The sequence below is a fragment of the Paenibacillus shunpengii genome, assembly GCF_042684905.1.
GTDB lineage: Bacteria > Bacillota > Bacilli > Paenibacillales > Paenibacillaceae > Paenibacillus > Paenibacillus shunpengii.
The window spans coordinates 416,458-434,495 of sequence record NZ_JBHUMJ010000003.1 but is presented as its reverse complement, the minus strand read 5'-3'; the positions used below and the strand labels follow the sequence as shown (position 1 = coordinate 434,495).

The following is an 18,038-nucleotide window of genomic DNA, read 5'->3' as shown; positions in this document are numbered from 1 at the left end:
CAAAACATCATCTTGCCCTTCTCTTGTAATGAGACGGTGTCATCCCTGTCCATCTCTTGAATACTTGGCTGAAGTAACCTGAATTTCCTCCAAATCCAAACCATTCTGCCAACTCAAAAATTCTGACATCCTCATCTTCCTGCTGGATGTAGCTGCAGGCTTGTCGTATCCGGTATTGATTTAAATATTGAGAGAAATTAAGCCCTGTATCCTTCTTGAACATTTTACCTAAATAATCCGGATTCATGTACAGCATATGTCTTGCTACCGTATTCAGGGATAAATCAGCATCGGCATAATGATTGTGCACCAGCTCCAGCATGGAGCTGACAATCGCCGATTGTTTGACACTGTCCTTCTCCTCTCGGAAGACACGGAGTCTGATTACAGGTGCGGACCTTCTGCTGCCAGAATCCCGAGCACGACTAACAACATGCTCCAAATTATTCATGCATTCGCACGCCTCCTTTTATAGAAGCCTGACCTCAGTACGCCGGTAAATCGGAACAAAATCTGTGATACAGAAATATAAATCATTAATTCTTCTGTGTTTATCTGTAGAAGTCTTTGTTGTTGATTATATTACAAATTCATAATTATTGTACAGTGAATCGAATATGATTTATGAAATTGATTCAATCTATTTATAATTCATTAAAACGAATATTTCGAAACGGAAGTGCAACTAAGAATAATATATAAAAAAGCTGCCCTCATGAAGAGAGCAGCTACAGCTGTGAACAAGTATGAAGAGCTGTCATCAGCCTTATTTTTACGGATTAATAAAGACGGCCTTAAGCTTGGCATTGTACTGCACATCATAACCCAACCCTTCAGCGATAAGGGCAAGAGGTACATAAGTCTTCGCTTCCTTGCCTACTTTATGGAGGAATGGAGCATTCTTTACAGGGATCAGCTGATCATTTACGAGTACGTTCGGCTCATTAATCTGGATCTGCACACGATTCGCATTATAAGTAATCATCGTCGCCTTCGCTTCATGAATCCACTGTGATTTAGCGCCTACGGCACTGACAATATCCTGAATGGCCACATAATTCTGGTTGTTTCGCAGCACCGGCTTATACGGAGTATCCAGCAGCTTCCCGCTGACGATTATGTTCATCGGCTCCCCGGTCTCTGCCGCCTTTAATTTAACGTACTGCCCCCATATCGATTCTGCAAATACTTTGGCAATTGCCTCATAACCGAGCTGATTCGGATGGAAATCCCGGCTGCCGATCATGTGGGTCATCGTCCCCTCGCCGCCGACGAACGCCTCGGCGATGTGTGCGACCTTGATCGAGACGCCCTGAGTGCTGAGTTCAGCAGCTAGTAGATCCACTGTGCGGGTAAAGGCAGCACTTGCTTCCATAAGCTTAGCATAGAGACCTGCATTCCCTACCTTGGGTACCGGCTGATACTGGTCTGCCAGCACGATCATAGCATCACCATTCATGGTGTGAAGCTGCTGAACAGCGGCCGTAACCTCTAATGTATATTTTGCAAGCAGCTCCTCAACTCTGCGATCCAAATCTGAAGCATTCATTCCGTCTGCGGTCATAAGCAGCTCCGATACATCATTGCCACCGATCGTGATCGTTATGACATCTGCCTCAGTCACATCCTGATTAATCTGATCGATACTTGCCAAATAAGAGGCCACACGAGCATCTGGAAGTCCGGGCTGTATATCCTCAGGTGATACGGACTTCTCGTTTAATATCGCTTCCGTAAACTGCTTCAATCCATTGCTTTTTAAGCCGCCAATTCCGTAGTTTGTTACCACGGTCCGCTCATGCAATAGACCCTGCTCAAGTAAACGCTCGACGTAGCCGTAAGGAGCAGTAGCGTAATCCTCCATTCCCGGTTCATAGCCTACCGTGATGGAGTCCCCGAGTGCCACAATCTTAAACGGCTCAGTGCCAGTCACTTCCTGCGCTTCCACCGCCGTGTGCCCTGCGCACAAGAAGAGCACCCCTGCAAACATTGAGACAACGCCTTGCTTAGCCCTTCTCTTGAAGCCTGCGATCTTCATCATATGTAACAATATCCCCTCTCTCATGCCATGTTCCTTATTTTACCACCAAGCGTATAGAGGGAGATACTACTATTTAAAGCTTCACACGAAAAAAGAGATGCCCCGATATCGGGGCATCTCTGCAGTATTAATTAATGAATAGCGGTTATTACTCGGATAAACCGGCTTTCTTCATATAGTCATCATACCGATGATCTACTTCCTTCGCCATGCTGCGGAACTTCTTCGTTTCTTCTACAATCGGATCAAGCTGTGTTTGAATGCGGATTTCGTGCTTCGGAGATATGTTCTGCCGCTCTCTTTCCTTACGGTCTCCAAATTCAGGTTCTCCTTCGGTCAGCATTTCGCTAAGCTGGCGTTCCAGTTCACGTGAATCCTTCACGATCCATCACTCCTTAGTTTTTTACATACATTATTCCACCGCAGAGGAATTTCTTATGCAGAACTGGCATCAGTTTACGCCGGTTGCATTCTCTTCTGTCAGTGTATGAATGAGTTCTTCATGAATTTGGCCATTGCTTGCTGCAATATACCGAACCGCCAAATGATATGGATTGCCCTGCGTATCCGTCACGGTTCCCCCGGATTCTTGAACCAGCAGGGCCCCTGCAGCGATATCCCAAGGATTGAGTCCAATTTCGGTGTATGCGCTGAGTCTGCCTGCTGCCACATATGCAAGGTGAAGTGCAGCCGAGCCCCCTGCTCTCAAATTGCGAACTTTGGGTGCCAGCGCCTTAGCAACACTCATGTTTGCAGGGAGCGCAAATTCGGGATCAGGAGGAAATCCAATTGCTACCAAGCTGTCTGCCAAGCTCTCTTCACGAGAGACCTTCATTCGATCTCCGTGAACATATGCACCTTTCCCCTTCTCAGCTACAAAGAGCTCATCTCGAACAGGATCATAGATTACACCTACGATAACTTCCCCACGATAGGCAAGTGCAATGGATACAGAGAAAAACGGAAAGCCATGCACGAAGTTAGTCGTGCCGTCAACCGGGTCTACGATCCACAAATATTCTTCCTCACGTGCAGCCTCAAGCGCCTTGGCCGATGCTTCAGCTCCCGGCTCAACCCCTTCTTCGCCAAGAATTGCATGATCGGGGAAATGAGTCAGGATCAGTCTGCGAATCATCTGTTCTGCTCCTTTATCCACCTCGGTCACCAAATCCTGAGCTGAATATTTCGTCGTTGTTTTAAAGGCGGAGCCAGCGCGGCTCTTAATCCACTCTCCCGCTTTGGCAGCAGCATTAATTGCAACAGCAGTATAACTCTTACTAGTGACTACATATGGAATCTTCTGATTGTCGTTCAAAGCGATCACACTACTTTCTTTGTATCTTTGCGCTATACTGAATGAACTATAGCTAAGCTTACTATAATAGTAACGTTTAAAACGTGTTCTCGTTACACGTAAAAAGCCCTATTTCACAATATTGTGCATTTCCTTACATACGAATTGTAGCTCCGTCTAATATTTCAATACCTTCCCCCGAGAGCTTCTCGAAATCCTTCATTAAATTGAATAACGCCTCATCCTTGCGTTTCGCTTCAATCATCACATCAATAGCAGGGGTCCGGTCGGCAATATGACGCAAGAAATCAAGCAGCGGCTCCAGCACAACACCATCTGCATGGCTCCGGATATCCTTCTCATTCTTGGGGCTCGATACGTGAATTTTGGGAGGCAGGGCTTCTTCAGGGGAAGAATCCGCCTGGGCATAGATCGTCTTCCATGTCTCCAGAATATCATCCCACAATTCCCAGGATGCTTCTCCGTCGTTATTCACCCATTGATGATGTATGTCGAGCACCATAGGGAGGCTTGTCTTCTTACATACCTCCAGCGTTTCGACCGCTGTGAAGGTCTTATCATCATTCTCAAGCGTGATCCGCTGCAGTAACTCGGGAGGCAGGGCTTCCGCATTGACGATAAATCGTTCTGCTGCCTTCCTCTTGTCCCCGTAAGCACCGCCGATATGAATATTGTTCTTCGCCCGTGCATCCAGTCCCATCGCATCAAGCATCGCCTTATGGTGCATCAGATCACGCATGGAGCTTCTCAGCACTTCCTCCCGTGGTGTACTTAACACCGTGAAATGATCGGGGTGAAACGAAACTCGCATCCCATGTTTTTTCACAAAATCACCAACCTCCTGAAAAGAGGGGGTTAATGCCGCAAATGGATCCCAATCGGCCAAATCTCCATGTGTAGCAAGCGGAATGAGCTTGGATGAGAAGCGATAGACTTTAATATCACTTGCAAGGTTATGCCTCAGCAGCCTGAGGGTGTTATGTAAATTCTCGGTTGCAATGCGTTCGAGCTTGCGGATCGCTGCTTCCCGGTCTTCTATTTTGTTAAAACTCGCCATCGTCATCGTCTTGGACGGTGACGCGTTCGCTACCACCATTGACATGGCTACATATCCGAATCGTACGATCATGGAAGCGTTTCAATCCCTTCGTCATAATAGTACAGTTATACCCTATGTCTACGGATTAAAACCTTCTTGGAACCTTATTAAAGGCTACTGATTCTGCTCTCCAAAAAACATTTCATAAGCAAGCGCAGTCTGAATCCGGGATTCCTCTTCGTTCAGCTTGCGTTCAAGCACCATTTCCACCTCAGTGACCTCTTGTCCTTGAAAATTAATCTCGGCGATACAGCCGACAATCTTCACTATGGCAACCGCGGTATTCTCAGGTGTATAGGCAATGACCTTCTGGCCAGTGGGGAACACCCGGAAGCCCTGCTTCACCATTTTGCCACGGCCATATTCCAGCAGCTCGTACAGCTCCTGATCGCTCTTGAATTTACAGACTGAATTAAACTCTGTTTGAAACCCCATCATCAATAACCTCCTGTATCCAAAATGATATGTCCACAAGATTCTGTGGACTTCCTGTATATATGAAAAAAGGAGAGCATATCACTCCCCTTTGTGTTCACATCGACTACCGGTTACCATTCTCGTAATTCAGTGCTTGTTTCTGAGCATACCGCTCCAGAGCAAGCTCAATCATCCGATCCAGCAGCGCTTTGTAGGATACACCTGTCTCCCGCCACAGCAACGGATACATGCTGAACGGCGTAAAGCCCGGCATCGTATTTACTTCATTGATAAGGAGTGCTCCGTCAGATCTGCGAATGAAGAAATCTGCACGTGTAATGCCGTTGCCCTCAATGGCACGAAAAGCCTGGAGAGCAGCCTCACGAACACGGTCAGCCTCTTCCTCATCAAGCGGTGCAGGAATCAGCATCTGTGACTGGCCGTCGATATATTTTGCCGCATAATCATAATACTCACTGGAGGATACAATCTCCCCCGGAACAGAAGCGATTGCTTCCTCGTTACCGAGTACGCTGACTTCGACTTCTCTCGCATCTACAAACTCTTCGACGATGACTTTAATATCGTAGCGGAATGCGAATTCAACCGCCTGAACGAGCTCATCGCGATTACGTGCCTTGGAAATACCAACACTGGATCCAAGATTCGCCGGTTTAATAAACATGGGATAGCCCAGCTGGTCCTCCATTCCCACGATGAGATCGTGACTTGAACGCTTCCACTGCACATGATTGAAATACGCAAATTCACATTGCGCAAGACCCGCCTGTGCAAACAGCTTCTTCATCACGACTTTATCCATGCCTGCTGCAGAGGGCAGCACACCAGCACCCACGTAAGGGATATCAGCCATCTCAAACAAGCCTTGAATCGTGCCGTCTTCACCGTTCGTACCGTGCAAGAGCGGGAACATCACATCTAGTTCACCCTCCGTACCATACAGGCGTCCAAACACGGAATTCAGTGCATCTCTTGTATCTTCCGCACTTCCACCGAGCTTAAGCTCATCTATACTGGCAGGAGGCGCAGTGAGTCTGCCGCCCTTAGCCCAGCTTCCCTGCTTCGAAATAAAGAAAGGAATAATTTCATATTTATCAAAATCAAATGCGCTGATGACGGCAAATGCAGTCTGCAATGATACCTCATGCTCTCCTGACTTGCCTCCATAGACTACGCCTATGGTCATCTTGTTGTCTTTACTGTGTACCATGACTTACCTCCGGTTTCTTAACGGTTACAGGTCCAAGGAAGAAAATCATCTAGATTATCGTATCCGCCAAGGCCTACCGAATTATGCCAGTAGTATATTCATCTTAAGGATGAGCGTTACGCTTTTTTTAGGCTCCAAAAGTATCTGCGATATGGAATAACCGGTATGTTGTGTTCTCGGTCCAGGCATAAGAATCCTTGTAATCCCAATAACGATGCCTGCTGCTTACAGTGTTCGCATTCACAAGGGGCATTCCACCCGCATCAAATGCTGTCACAATCGTACTGTGCTGATACCTGCCGTCCCCATTCCAATCATAGAAAATAACATCGCCCAGCTGCAGCTGCTCGGGCCTCTCAATAAGCGTTGCCGTCAGCCCGCTACGATTGCGCGCAAGATAATTCTCCAAACTATCCGACACAGCCCAGCTGTAGCTCCATTGCTCTTGTCCGGAAACGTAACCTTTATACCACCAGCCTGTTTCTCTCCTACCAGTATAGTTGATCGGCGCTCCCCCTGCAAAGAGACATTGCGAGATATAATTGGTGCAGTTCACTTCGAATTCTTCAAACTCCGGATTACCCGAATTCCACCATTGATCTGCATAAGCCACCGCATCTTCTCTCCGGTATCGAACCAGTCTGGCCGGGATACCTGGATACAGCACTTCTCTATTCAGCAGAGGCTTCCTCTGGATACCTGCCTGCTTGGCATTCTCGGCTGCGATCAACGTCTCATAGGCGACCGGCTTTCGCTCCTGTACATCTCTGACCACACGCGATACGACCCAATGATTACCATCCTTGGTGAAGGTCAGCCGTTCTTTCTCGATGCGGTCCTCCCGGTGAGTAATCCCTCCCTTAGAGTAGAATAACCGGCTGTACAGCTGTACATCGGCCACCGCCTCACCCTTCCGATCCGACAGTGTCCGGAGCAGTTTAGCGCTTGTCTCGCAGCGGAGGGGTACGGCCTGACGATCGCGATACCACTCATCCAGCTGCGCTGCCCGCTTGCCTCGTTCGAGCAGGACAGCAAGGTCCGTAATGATATGCTGCTCCTGCGGCTTATAATCAATCTCGCTCCGATTATACTCTTTCACATAAGAATATAAGGTGTTTTTCCATTCTCGCTCCAACGGCCCATGTCCCCTTTCTTCTCCTCCGCCCAGCCTCTCGATCGTATGTTTACCTTCTCTTTTCACTATATGACTAAGTTTATCTTGGTATGTACGGGGCCTATCCAGAGAGAGCTGAAGCATTCTCTTCCCTGCAAAAATAGGCTTCATTACAAGAAAAAAAACTTTACGTTAATGGATGAAAACGGTATACTAAAGTCAAAAGTTCATTTTTGAAATTACGTTTCACAGCGTGAAACTCCATGGACATTGATCGGATAAAATGAACTTCTGGCATACTATTAATCAAGGAGGTACATCCATGTCTCAACAGAATCATTTCTCTGCTGCAAGCTCGCTTGAAGTCGGAGGCAAAACGTACCGCTATTACAGCCTCAAAACGCTCGAAGAGCAAGGACGCGGCGACATTTCCAAGCTGCCTTTCTCCATTAAGGTGCTCCTCGAAGCGGCGATCCGTCAGTTTGATGGACGCGCTATTACTGAAGATCATGTAAGCCAGCTTACAGGCTGGGCAGAAGGCAAAGATAACAACAAAGAAATTCCTTTTATTCCTGCGCGTATTGTACTGCAGGACTTTACTGGCGTTCCGGTGGTCGTTGACCTTGCCGCTATGCGCGATACGGTGAAGAAAGCCGGCGGCGATCCGAAGAAGATCAATCCGCTCGTTCCTGTCGATCTCGTTATTGACCACTCGGTCATGGTCGATGCATTCGGAACAAACAGCGCACTAGACTATAACATCAAAGTAGAGTTTGAGCGCAATGAAGAGCGTTATCGCTTCCTTCGCTGGGCGCAGACTGCTTTTGACAATTTCCGTGCAGTTCCACCTTCTACAGGGATTGTTCACCAGGTTAACCTTGAATATCTCGCTTCCGTAGCTGCAACCAAAGAGATTGACGGTGAAACCGTTGTGTTCCCGGACTCTCTGGTGGGTACGGATTCTCATACAACGATGATCAACGGTCTCGGCGTCGTAGGCTGGGGTGTCGGCGGTATCGAGGCAGAAGCCGGAATGCTTGGACAACCTCTCTACTTCGTAACGCCTGAGGTTATCGGATTCAAGCTGACAGGCAGCCTGGCAGAGGGCTCTACAGCTACTGACCTTGCCCTGACGGTTACCGAAATGCTTCGTAAGAAGGGTGTTGTCGGCAAATTCGTAGAATTCTATGGTCCTGGCCTGTCCAACATCAGCTTGGCTGACCGTGCGACCGTAGCTAACATGGCTCCGGAATACGGTGCAACTGTTGGTTTCTTCCCGGTCGATCAAGAGACGCTGAACTACCTTCGCAATACGGGTCGTTCTGAAGAACAAATCGAGCTGGTTGAAGCATACTACAAAGCCCAAGGCATGTTCCGTACGAACCATACCGAAGATCCAGTCTTTACAGATACCATTGAGCTTGATCTGGCATCGGTTGTACCGAGCCTTGCAGGACCTAAACGTCCTCAAGACCGGATTGAGCTGTCTCATATGAAAGAGAATTGGGAAGGCATTGTCCGCACACCAATCGACAAGGGCGGTTACGGACTAAGCGATGAGAAGATCGCAGAGAAAGTGCCTGTTACCCATCCTGACGGTTCCAAGAGTGAACTGGCTCCAGGCGCAGTTGTAATTGCTGCAATTACGAGCTGTACGAACACTTCCAACCCAAGTGTTATGGTCGGCGCAGGTCTTCTTGCGAAGAAAGCGGTAGAACGCGGACTGACCAAGCCTGGTTATGTGAAGACCTCGCTGACTCCAGGATCTCTTGTTGTTACAGAGTACCTGACCAAGGCAAACCTGCTCGATCCGCTTGAGAAGCTGGGCTTTAACGTTGCCGGCTACGGATGTGCAACTTGTATCGGTAACTCCGGTCCGCTTCCAGATGAAGTGAGTCAGGCGATTGCTGACAACGATTTGACCGTTGCTGCAGTACTATCGGGTAACCGTAACTTCGAAGGCCGTGTTCATGCTCAGGTCAAAGCAAACTACCTGGCTTCTCCGCCGCTGGTTGTTGCTTATGCGCTGGCAGGTACGGTGAACATCGATCTGCAGAACGATCCGATTGGCTATGATCAGAGCAATCAGCCTGTATATCTTAAGGATATCTGGCCGACTTCCGCAGAAATCCAAGAAGCAATTAATGTCTCGCTTAACGCAGATATGTTCCGGAATAAATACGCGAACGTCTTCACTGCCAATGAACGCTGGAATGCAATTGAAGTTCCAGAAGGCGAATTGTATGAGTGGGATGAGAACTCGACATACATTCAGAACCCGCCGTTCTTTGAAGGACTTGAAGGTGATCTGAACGATATCCAGAACATTCGTGATGCACGCGTGCTTGCACTGCTTGGCGATTCTGTAACGACCGACCATATCTCGCCTGCAGGTAATATTTCGCCAACCAGCCCGGCTGGTCTGTACCTCAAAGACCATGGTGTAGAACGCAAGGACTTCAACTCCTACGGTTCTCGCCGCGGTAACCATGAAGTTATGATGCGCGGAACATTTGCCAACATCCGTATTCGTAACCAAGTGGCACCAGGCACGGAAGGCGGGGTTACCAAATACCTCCCTACCGATGAAGTCATGTCCATCTACGATGCTTCTATGAAGTATCAGGAGAAAGGCAGAAACCTCATCGTACTGGCTGGTAAAGAGTATGGTACAGGAAGCTCCCGTGACTGGGCAGCCAAAGGTACGCTTCTCCTAGGCGTCAAAGCTGTTATCGCTGAGAGCTTCGAGCGGATTCACCGCAGTAACCTGGTTGGTATGGGCGTACTTCCGCTTCAGTTCAAAGAAGGCTATGGATGGTCCAGCCTTGGATTGAACGGGCGTGAAACGTTTGATATCGTAGGTCTCTCCAACGAGGTCACTCCAGGTGAAGAATTGACTGTAACTGCAACACGCGAGGACGGTACTAAATTTGAGTTCCCTGTTATCGCGCGTCTCGACAGCATGGTTGACGTGGATTACTACCATAATGGCGGTATTCTGCAAACCGTACTTCGTCAGTTGATGAAATAATCGACGTACAAATAGTAAGGCCGTATCCCCTGCCTCTCGGCAGCTGGATACGGCCCTTTTTAATATCACCTGATTAATAGGTCTCGCTGAGATGGCAAGCCAGATATACCTTGAGCCAGTCATCAGGATCGCTTAGACTGACCTGCATCAGTTCCTCAATCTTGTGCAGCCGGTGGTACAGCGTATTGATGTGAATATGCAGCACTTCAGCTGCTGCTGAAGCGGAACGATTCGCAGCCATGTAAGCTTTTAACGTGCGCTCCAGATCCTCACCCTGCTGCTTACCCCTTGAATACAGTGGAGACAGCACACTTTCGATATAATGCCCGATCTTTGCAGGCTCCTGATTGAGAAACAATTGGTTCACCCCGATATCCTCATAACGGGTAAGCCCTGTCTTTTGCCTGCGGAGCAGAAAGGATAAGGCATCGAGTGCCTCATCGTTACTTCTGGCCACCTGTTCAAGACCACTGTACAAGCTGCCAATGCCCCCGCTCACGGATTTGCCTGTAGATTTTGCCCATCGCTCGGCAGCTGCTCTCATCCGTTCCACCATTTGCTTTTGCTGAGTGGAATTCAGCGCTGCTGCAATGATCGTTACTTTATCATGGGAGCCAAACAGCAGCTTCTCAGTATGGCCAAGCTCTTTTTCCAAATCGAGTATTAATTTACGCAAAAAAATCTCACGCTGCTTCAGATCTCCGTGCTCTCCCAGAAGATGAAGGACACTAACGAATAGAGGAACGTCCTTAGGCAGTCCAAAATTACTCATCTTGGCCGCTACACGCTCAGGCTCACGAAACTGCACCAGCTCATTAAAAAACTCATGACTCCGTTTGTAATACATTTCCGTGGCAGAATGCGTGTTCATTAGCTGGAGTGCAACGATCGCACCTCCCTGCTCTAGTACAATATGATCCAGCGGCTCCAACGTACGAAGGAGTGGAATCACGAACACACCCAGCAGCACTGGGCCATTCACGACGGGGTACAGGTAATACGCAGGATCTTGACTACCTGGTATCGTGACAGGAGCTTTATTCTCCTCAAACATTTGGAACAAGTCCAGATCGGAGAGCTCATGCTTATCGTCAGCTGCAGGATGCCAGTTGTTCAGCAGCAGGTCAACAAATCGCAGCGGCAGCTTCAGCATAGCAAGCACTTGACCAACCAGCACCTCCACACTTTCCTGCCGGACAGACAGCTTGGTAAATACATTGTGAATATCGCTCCGTTTCACGAGATACTCATTCGCTTCCCGCAGCTCTGAGTACATCCTTGCATTGGATATCGCAATAGCGGCCTGATCTGCAAAGCCCTGAAGATGAAGCAGGTCCTGATCATGAAAAGGCCTCCTGCCATCCTCTAGCTGATGCACCAGCATGACCCCGATCCGATCCCGATTCATCGTGACTGGGACTGCGATGACAGATATTACCTGCACCACGTCTCCGCCAAAAGCGTTAACAAGATAACTCAGCGCATCCTTTGGAACATCATCCATCGCATCCAGGGCCGATCTTGAGGTATATATTTTGCCGATCCCGCTCGTAAATACTTTACCTGTAATCCCCTGGCTGTGCCTTGTCTGAAACTGATAGATTGTATCTTTAATTCCAATGCTCGCCCTGGGCACCAGCCTCTTCTCTGCCTCGTCATACATCATGAAGAAGCCGCAGTCCGCAGTGGGAATGACCTTCAGTGCATTTTGCATAATGTGCAGAAGCAATTCATTCAGGTCAAGGGAAGAGGTCAGTGCCCGGAGCCCCTCAAGCCAGCGTTCGTGATCCAGCTTTTGCTTCGCAAGCCTTCTCGTCAGCAGCTCCATTCTGGTCAGCAGCTCCAGCTGCTCAAGCTCTCTGTCTGTCATTCCACCTTCGGCTTCAATCAGCATCAGCATGTGTCTCTGCTCTGAGGCATCATTCGGTGTAAAATAGATGGATAAGAGTGCAGAATTCTCCACTCGCAGGGAACGGCATACCAGCCTCTCCATATGCTGTTGAAGCGGCAATCCCATTACGTTCCTCTTCACTTTCTCGATCAACCTGTCTGCTCCGTCTGTTCCCAGCCACAGGTATAAGCTTCCATCATTCTCCGTAAGAAACCATGCTCCATACTCTACGTCTCCAAATTTCTTCTCCAAAAAAAGGAGCAAATCCACCTTAACCCCCCCTCCCCACTCGATATATGTTAGATAATATAACATAAATAAATACCTTTTAATTTAAAATAGATTGTCATTGGAAATTCATACAATTTTCTATATAAAACATTAGTCAAATGAACAATGATTTTCGTTAACTCACATTATAAAATGTTACCATACTTAACACAACCGTTTGGAGCGTGATGCTATGAAAAAAGAACCTAACAGTAAATGGATACTTACCGCCTTATTTGCAGCCTGGATTGTCTCCTATATCGACCGAGGAGTAATTACGCTTGCTCTCAGTCAAATGGGCAAAGACATGAGTCTGGATGCTTCGGCACTCGGAATTGTGCTGAGCAGCTTTTTCGTCGGCTATGCGCTCATGCAGATTCCCGGTGGATGGCTCGCGGACAAGTTCGGTTCACGCAAGGTCATTGTCGTCGCAATCCTGTTCTGGTCCCTCTTCACCGGTTTATCCGGCGCCGCCTGGTCCCTGGCCTCTCTGCTCGTAATTCGTTTCCTCTTCGGAATTGGGGAAGGGGCTTATCCTTCTGCCAGCACCAAAGCCATCTCTGATTATTTTGCCAGAGAAAAACGCACCAAGGCTCAAACGACCATGATGTCCTCCAATGCACTCGGAGGAGCCATCGCTCCTATAATTTGCACACCGCTGCTCCTGTGGTTAGGATGGAGACATACATTTCTCGCCATTTCCCTGCTTGGTGTAGTTCTCGTTATATGGTTCCTCTATATCACCCGCGGATCTTCTGTCAAACAAAGTGCGGCTTCACCCCAAGCGGAGAAGGGTGTATACAAGGAACTGCTGCGCAATACGACTTTGTGGAGGGTCATGGCGCTCTTCTTCTTCGCCAACATTGCCAGCTGGGGACTCTCTTCGTGGATGCCTACCTATCTCATAGAAGCACAAGGGATTGATCTGAAGGCAGCTGGTCTTGTGTCCGCTATTCCCGCAGTCGTCGCTGCTCTTGGCATGCTCATCAGCGGCCGGATTATCGATCGAATCGGAGCCAAGGTGAAGTATGTGGTCACAAGCTGCCTGTTCATGTATGCTCTATTCTTATTCCTCGTTACACGTGCCGGCGGACTCGCTGAAATTATGCTATGCATGAGTCTTGCCATGGCGTTTGGCTCCTTCACACTGTCCTTTGTGTTCACGCTGCCTCACCGGCTGATGAAGCAAAGAGTCGTCGGTACCGCCTTTGGTATGATCAACTTTGGTGGACAGGCTGCAGGTATCCTCTCTCCCGCTATAATGGGTTTTCTTATCTCAGCTACAAGCTCTTACAACAGTGCTTTTTTATTCCTCACGGCATCCTGCCTTGTCGCTGCAATCATTTCATTAACCATCCCTAAATTGGACAAACAGCCTGACGAGCCTATTACAGATTCATCTGCAGTCGCTTTGACGGCAAGACACTAAATCTTAGGAGGTATAAGGCATGAGCAAATCAAACCTGATTCAAGCCCTTAACGAAAGTGAGCCGCGTTTCACAAAAATGGCTAAGGATATATGGGAGCATCCGGAGGTCGGCTACACGGAATCCTACGCCTCCTCTCTTCAGGCTGGCCTGCTGGAACAGGAAGGCTTTCGAATCACAACTGGCGTGGGTGAAATTCCTACCGCCTTTGTTGCCGAATATGGTCAGGGTAGTCCGGTGATCGGCATCCTCGGCGAGTTTGACGCCCTTCCTGGTCTGTCCCAAACGGTAAGTCCAGATCAGACACCGATTGTTCCCGGCGGACCCGGTCATGGCTGCGGACACAACCTGCTTGGCACAGCGGGAGTAGAAGCGGTCACCGCGCTTAAGCAGCTCATTCACGAAGGAACGCTCCCCGGTACCGTTCGATATTATGGCTGCCCGGCAGAAGAGCTGTTATCCGGCAAGACCTTTATGGCTCGTGACGGCGTGTTCGACGATCTGGACTGTGTGCTCACTTGGCATCCAGGCAGCTCCAACATGGCGGCGAATTACAGCATGCAGGCACTGACTGGTGTGGAGTTCTTCTTCTCGGGTCGTACCGCACACGCCGGAGCCGCCCCTCACCTTGGCCGCAGCGCCCTGGATGCGGTTGAGCTGATGAACGTCGGCGCCAATTACCTTCGTGAGCATGTGCCGGACGGCAGCCGGATCCATTATCAGATTACAAACGGCGGTCAGGCTCCGAATATCGTGCCGGATGCGGCAAGCGTATACTACTTTTTACGCGGAAAAGACCGTGCAGCCGTCGATCATCTGCTCGAGAGACTCATCAAAATCGCTCAAGGTGCGGCATTGATGACAGAAACGAGTGTACGCTCGGATATCAAAGCAGGCTGCTACGATACACTGCCAAATGCCACGTTGAATGATCTTATGCATGCTCAAACCGAAATTGCAGAAACTATCCGTTTCACTCCGGAAGAAGAGGCCTTCGCCGAACAGCTGCTGAAAAGCGTTCATCCAGACGTCCTTGCAGCCAATGCAGAAGCTGCCCTGCTCTCTGAACAATCTATTCTACCAACGGAGTTTATTAACAATAAACATGTCTTCGGTATGACGATGGGCGGCTCCTCTGATGTGGGTGATGTGTCCTGGATCACACCGATGGGTCAGATCATGACGACCTGTGCTCCGCTCGGTGTCCAAGTCCACACTTGGCAGGCCACGGCCGCCTTCGGCTCCTCCATTGGAATGAAGGGGATGCACTATGCCGCGAAGCTGATGGCTCTATCCGCCTATGATCTGCTTCTGAATACGAATGGTGTCATTGAGCAGGCCAAGGCTGAATTTAAGGAAAGAGCAAATGGGGTCTCTTTCAGAGCCGGAATTCCCGCTGAAGTGAAGCCTCCGGTGCCAGCTCATATCAAAATGACGGTACCGGCAGGCTGACTATAATGCGTATACTAGATATGCGACCAAGTCGGCGCGCGAATCATGTTCATTCTCTAGCCGATTATGTTCCCATTAGAAAAACTCCAGCTTCCTCGCTTTCAGGCAAGGGGGAAGCTGGAGTTTTTATGTTGGTTCTACTCGTATTTTCATAAGAAAACCAGGCTGTTATGTGTTTAAATCATTAAGACCTGGGGCATGCTCATTTGGCATGTCTGGCAGCATGGGTACCGGATGACCGATTGGAGGAGGTGTTACCTCAAGCTCACCACCATTGCGGCTTGGAGATTTACCACTGAAAATTTCTCCGATCCGGGTATCGTCCAGCCTAAAGTTAAACTGTGCGTTATGAAAGCCCATGTCCACATATTTTCTGCACTCCGGATACTTGTTGATATCATAATTAGGTACCGGGAACAGTTTGCCCCACTCTACACCAAGCGTCTCAAGCGCTTTGGCGAACGCATTCTGATGGGCATTATCCCGCACGATGAGAAAAGCCAAGGTTTCTCTGAACGTCTTATTGGAGCTCATTTCATAAATACGGGATTTTTGCAGAACTCCTGTTGATTCAAGAACCAGATTATCCATAAGGTCAGCTACAAGATTACCATGGTTATATACGTAGTTGCCCATCCATGGATTCCCGGCCGCATCTACGGGCAGAGACCCTTGTGCACCAACAATGTAATGATGCGGATTTGCATGGCGAACAGCCTCATCCAATGGAGCGCCATCTACTCCTGCATTACCCGGCGTCTCTTCGCCTGATCCATTCAGCAGCTGATTAATGGTCGTTTGCACCAGCTCCACATGGCTGATCTCCTCCAGAAATACACCTCGCATCAAATCCCGATACTGGGTCTTATTCCCACGGAAATTACTGCTCTGAAAAAAATACTGCATCATCGTACGCATTTCGCCGAACCGTCCACCCAAAGCTTCTTGCAGTACCTTAGCTGCAGCGGGATCAGGCTTGTCAGGCACGATAATGTTGATAAGATCCTCTTTGTAGAAATACACAGGGAACACCTACTTTATTGGCGAATTTGAAATACATCCTATTTTGTTTCAAGAGCTCCTGTTTTATGCAAAAAGAGGAAGTCACGATATCTTTCTAGAGCACCTGAAAGGAGTGTACAGATGAATATCGGTTCTGCCAGACAAGCAGCAGTAAATTGGGTAATGAGCCACGGAAGTCAATGTCCCGGTTATCTCGGCGCTTATTTCAGCGGCTCTACTGTTCCTCTACCTGACAACGCTATGCTGCCTCCTGCTTCGGATGTTGATATTGTCCTTGTTACTCAAGAAGTACCTTCTATTAAACTCGGGAAATTCCGATATCAAAATGTCTTGCTGGAAGTAACCTATCTGCCGTGGGATCTGTTCGATTCAGTAGAGAAAGTGCTTACAAACTACCATTTGGCCGGAAGCTTTCGCACGAACACGATCATCGCCGATCCTTATTCACGTCTGTATCCGATATACCAGCAGGTATCTCAGCACTATGCTCAAAAGTCATGGGTCGAGAAGCGATGTAAAAACGCCCTTCATAAAATAGAGGCAGGGCTCCAATCCATAGATATGACGCTGCCTCTCTATGATCGAATCACAGCACTTCTCTTCCCGGCTGCCATTACAACACATGTCCTTCTCACCGCTGCACTGCAAAATCCGACGGTCCGTTTACGGTATCTCCGCGTGCGAGAGGTACTCGCCCAGTATAATCAGCTCCCGGTATACACTGAACTACTGCAGCTGCTCGGCTGTGATCAGATGACCGCGGAACAAGTTCGTCAGCATCTTGAACAGCTTGAAATAACCTTTGATACAGCTGCGGATGTATCGTCTACCCCTTTCTTTTTCAGCTCCGATATTACAGTAAGCGCACGACCCATTGTGATCGAGGGAAGCCGCGAGCTTATTGAATCCGGAAATCACCTTGAGGCTGTGTTTTGGATAGCAGCTACTTTTGCCCGATGTCACAAAATTTTGGATGCTGACGCTTCACCGGAGACTAAGCAGTCACTTGCACCTGCCTTCCAGGCGCTGATCAATGATCTAGGCATCGGTACACCTGAGGCTTATCTGAATAGGGCAGGGCAAATTCTAAACTACTTGCCTGCACTTTCCAAGACAGCTGATGATATTATCAACGCCCACCCTCAAATATGGAGTTGATTCACAGCATTAATAATTCATCGCACAAAAAAAGTGGAGGCCCATAGACGGGCCCCCTTTATGTGCAATCCTGTACAAGCTCCGTCACAGATCTACGGTCTTGTTCAAATCCATCTCATTCTTGCCTGTCATTTTGTTGAACAGATTCTTGACCAGCTTCGTTTTACTGCCTGTTTCCCAATACTCGGCGGTATCTGCCTGAATCTTGATGAGCACCAGCGAAGGGTCGTCATAAGAAACATCAAGCAGCATCTCATAGGCTTTGTTCCAGAACTCCTTCACTTTCGCCGGATCCTGAATCAGCTCCGCTTCACCCCGAATGGAAACATAGGATTTACCGACATAGGCTACATTGACCAGCGGATTTTGCATCAATTCCCGATACTTATTTGTGTCCTTTTTCGTCAGGAACCAGAGATCTCCGTCAAATTCAACCTCCTGTGTCTTCATCGGACGCGAGACCAATCCTTCTGGAGTTACGGTGGTCAGCATCGCTGTATCTATATCCTTGATCAAACCTCTTACCGTCTCAATTGCTTCTTGATTCACTACTGGAGTATTCATAAATG

The 18,038-nt window shown here is 48.5% G+C and carries 15 protein-coding genes; 4 read left to right on the top strand and 11 right to left on the bottom strand.

Annotated elements, in window-relative coordinates; translation table 11 throughout:
* Window positions 1-7: 7 nt before the first annotated feature.
* From ACFSVM_RS16290 to ACFSVM_RS16255, 8 genes are all read right to left on the bottom strand, one after another.
* The gene (locus tag ACFSVM_RS16290) at window positions 8-451 is read right to left on the bottom strand and encodes a helix-turn-helix domain-containing protein (protein ID WP_076314633.1); all 444 of its coding nucleotides are present in this window, start codon (window positions 449-451) and stop codon (window positions 8-10) included.
* Between the two features lie 321 nt (window positions 452-772).
* Entirely contained in the window at window positions 773-2,041 is a 1,269-nt protein-coding gene (locus ACFSVM_RS16285) for a GDSL-type esterase/lipase family protein (RefSeq protein WP_179085583.1), read from the bottom strand.
* 148 nt (window positions 2,042-2,189) lie between these two features.
* Entirely contained in the window at window positions 2,190-2,423 is a 234-nt protein-coding gene (locus ACFSVM_RS16280) for a hypothetical protein (RefSeq protein ID WP_177178758.1), read from the bottom strand.
* A gap of 69 nt (window positions 2,424-2,492) precedes the next feature.
* Window positions 2,493-3,356 (bottom strand): inositol monophosphatase family protein, encoded by an 864-nt coding sequence (locus ACFSVM_RS16275; RefSeq protein ID WP_083656136.1) that lies wholly within the window; start codon window positions 3,354-3,356, stop codon window positions 2,493-2,495.
* A 133-nt stretch (window positions 3,357-3,489) separates the two neighbouring features.
* Entirely contained in the window at window positions 3,490-4,485 is a 996-nt protein-coding gene (gene uvsE, locus ACFSVM_RS16270; protein WP_379263389.1) for a UV DNA damage repair endonuclease UvsE, read from the bottom strand.
* An 84-nt stretch (window positions 4,486-4,569) separates the two neighbouring features.
* Complete coding sequence (locus tag ACFSVM_RS16265) at window positions 4,570-4,890, bottom strand: hypothetical protein (RefSeq protein ID WP_076314636.1); 321 nt, start codon at window positions 4,888-4,890, stop codon at window positions 4,570-4,572.
* A gap of 106 nt (window positions 4,891-4,996) precedes the next feature.
* Window positions 4,997-6,103 (bottom strand): D-alanine--D-alanine ligase, encoded by a 1,107-nt coding sequence (locus ACFSVM_RS16260; RefSeq protein WP_076314637.1) that lies wholly within the window; start codon window positions 6,101-6,103, stop codon window positions 4,997-4,999.
* Between the two features lie 127 nt (window positions 6,104-6,230).
* Window positions 6,231-7,238, bottom strand: a complete 1,008-nt coding sequence (locus ACFSVM_RS16255; protein ID WP_076314638.1) for an amidase domain-containing protein — start codon at window positions 7,236-7,238, stop codon at window positions 6,231-6,233.
* A 301-nt stretch (window positions 7,239-7,539) separates the two neighbouring features.
* On the opposite strand from ACFSVM_RS16255, the gene acnA reads away from it, so the two are divergent.
* Window positions 7,540-10,248 carry an aconitate hydratase AcnA gene (gene acnA, locus ACFSVM_RS16250; protein ID WP_379263386.1) on the top strand — a complete coding sequence of 903 codons (2,709 nt, stop codon included), beginning with the start codon at window positions 7,540-7,542 and terminating at the stop codon, window positions 10,246-10,248.
* Between the two features lie 73 nt (window positions 10,249-10,321).
* On the opposite strand, the gene ACFSVM_RS16245 is transcribed toward acnA, so the two are convergent.
* Window positions 10,322-12,409, bottom strand: a complete 2,088-nt coding sequence (locus tag ACFSVM_RS16245; protein ID WP_379263384.1) for a helix-turn-helix domain-containing protein — start codon at window positions 12,407-12,409, stop codon at window positions 10,322-10,324.
* 193 nt (window positions 12,410-12,602) lie between these two features.
* On the opposite strand from ACFSVM_RS16245, the gene ACFSVM_RS16240 reads away from it, so the two are divergent.
* Window positions 12,603-13,838 carry an MFS transporter gene (locus ACFSVM_RS16240; RefSeq protein WP_379263381.1) on the top strand — a complete coding sequence of 412 codons (1,236 nt, stop codon included), beginning with the start codon at window positions 12,603-12,605 and terminating at the stop codon, window positions 13,836-13,838.
* A 19-nt stretch (window positions 13,839-13,857) separates the two neighbouring features.
* On the top strand, window positions 13,858-15,288 hold the full coding sequence (locus ACFSVM_RS16235; protein WP_379263379.1) for an amidohydrolase: 1,431 nt from the start codon (window positions 13,858-13,860) through the stop codon (window positions 15,286-15,288).
* Window positions 15,289-15,456: 168 nt separating this feature from the next.
* Here ACFSVM_RS16235 and ACFSVM_RS16230 read toward each other — a convergent pair whose 3' ends face one another.
* Window positions 15,457-16,311 carry a manganese catalase family protein gene (locus ACFSVM_RS16230; protein ID WP_076314643.1) on the bottom strand — a complete coding sequence of 285 codons (855 nt, stop codon included), beginning with the start codon at window positions 16,309-16,311 and terminating at the stop codon, window positions 15,457-15,459.
* 120 nt (window positions 16,312-16,431) lie between these two features.
* On the opposite strand from ACFSVM_RS16230, the gene ACFSVM_RS16225 reads away from it, so the two are divergent.
* Window positions 16,432-17,469 (top strand): hypothetical protein, encoded by a 1,038-nt coding sequence (locus ACFSVM_RS16225; protein WP_379263377.1) that lies wholly within the window; start codon window positions 16,432-16,434, stop codon window positions 17,467-17,469.
* A gap of 84 nt (window positions 17,470-17,553) precedes the next feature.
* Here ACFSVM_RS16225 and ACFSVM_RS16220 read toward each other — a convergent pair whose 3' ends face one another.
* Window positions 17,554-18,033 (bottom strand): pyridoxamine 5'-phosphate oxidase family protein, encoded by a 480-nt coding sequence (locus ACFSVM_RS16220; protein ID WP_090725564.1) that lies wholly within the window; start codon window positions 18,031-18,033, stop codon window positions 17,554-17,556.
* Between the last annotated feature and the right edge of the window lie 5 nt (window positions 18,034-18,038).

Coding starts and splice junctions, on each gene's coding strand:
- ACFSVM_RS16225 (WP_379263377.1), top strand. CDS start 16,432: ATGAATATCGGTTCTGCCAGACAAGCAGCAGTAAATTGGGTAATGAGC.
- ACFSVM_RS16265 (WP_076314636.1), bottom strand. CDS start 4,890: ATGGGGTTTCAAACAGAGTTTAATTCAGTCTGTAAATTCAAGAGCGAT.
- uvsE (WP_379263389.1), bottom strand. CDS start 4,485: ATGATCGTACGATTCGGATATGTAGCCATGTCAATGGTGGTAGCGAAC.
- ACFSVM_RS16285 (WP_179085583.1), bottom strand. CDS start 2,041: ATGATGAAGATCGCAGGCTTCAAGAGAAGGGCTAAGCAAGGCGTTGTC.
- ACFSVM_RS16240 (WP_379263381.1), top strand. CDS start 12,603: ATGAAAAAAGAACCTAACAGTAAATGGATACTTACCGCCTTATTTGCA.
- ACFSVM_RS16220 (WP_090725564.1), bottom strand. CDS start 18,033: ATGAATACTCCAGTAGTGAATCAAGAAGCAATTGAGACGGTAAGAGGT.
- acnA (WP_379263386.1), top strand. CDS start 7,540: ATGTCTCAACAGAATCATTTCTCTGCTGCAAGCTCGCTTGAAGTCGGA.
- ACFSVM_RS16290 (WP_076314633.1), bottom strand. CDS start 451: ATGAATAATTTGGAGCATGTTGTTAGTCGTGCTCGGGATTCTGGCAGC.
- ACFSVM_RS16235 (WP_379263379.1), top strand. CDS start 13,858: ATGAGCAAATCAAACCTGATTCAAGCCCTTAACGAAAGTGAGCCGCGT.
- ACFSVM_RS16260 (WP_076314637.1), bottom strand. CDS start 6,103: ATGGTACACAGTAAAGACAACAAGATGACCATAGGCGTAGTCTATGGA.